The following is a 282-nucleotide window of genomic DNA, read 5'->3' as shown; positions in this document are numbered from 1 at the left end:
TCGTCATCGAACCGGACAGCCTGGTCTGCCCCTGCGGCTGCGGCGTCATGCACAAGATTGGCGAGGACCGCACGGACCGGCTGGACATCGTGCCCGCCCAACTGCGCGTGATCGTCACCGTGCGCCCGAAATATGCCTGCCGGGCTTGCACCGATGGGGTGACCCAGGCACCGGCGCCGAGCCACCTGATCATCGGCGGCCTGCCGACCGAGGCGACCCTCGCCCATGTGCTGGTCAGCAAATATGCCGATCACCTGCCATTGTATCGCCAGAGCCAGATCC

The 282-nt window shown here is 66.3% G+C and carries 1 protein-coding gene; it reads left to right on the top strand.

Going from position 1 to position 282, the window contains the following annotated elements; all coding sequences use genetic code 11:
• A partial coding sequence (locus IB235_RS26060) for an IS66 family transposase zinc-finger binding domain-containing protein (RefSeq protein ID WP_192339085.1) occupies positions 1-282 on the top strand: 282 nt, incomplete at both ends.

Origin of the sequence: Paracoccus sp. PAR01 (assembly GCF_014851995.1) — a bacterium.
Lineage (GTDB): Bacteria > Pseudomonadota > Alphaproteobacteria > Rhodobacterales > Rhodobacteraceae > Paracoccus > Paracoccus litorisediminis.
Note: the sequence above shows the minus strand (reverse complement) of the source record. Positions and strands in the feature narration are given on the sequence as shown.